We start from the raw sequence: 247 nt of genomic DNA on the forward strand, positions 1-247 counted from the left end.
TTTTGCAGTGACTTTCCAATGAATCAACAATACTCCAGCAGTTTGCGGCTCCATCGCAGAACGCAGTTATTTCTGTGTTTTTGCTCATGCCTTCTTTTTTTGCCGCATCTAGCGTGTACTTATTTATGTGCGCCGTGCATGATGTAAGAGTAGAGGGTTCAAGTCCCTCATGGGCTGATATAGAGCTGTCCATTAGCTGAGGCAAGGTTAACTTCGTGAGGAGTTGGCGGAAGGAAGCTGACGGCAA

The 247-nt window shown here is 46.6% G+C and carries 1 protein-coding gene; it reads right to left on the minus strand.

Features of this window, described 5'->3' with window-relative positions:
- Positions 1-247 (minus strand): hypothetical protein (locus L8D11_RS05660; protein ID WP_236870679.1); only part of this gene is annotated, 247 nt, incomplete at both ends.

Source organism: Candidatus Bandiella numerosa, from assembly GCF_021811875.1.
GTDB classification, from domain to species: domain Bacteria; phylum Pseudomonadota; class Alphaproteobacteria; order Rickettsiales; family Midichloriaceae; genus Aquirickettsia; species Aquirickettsia numerosa_A.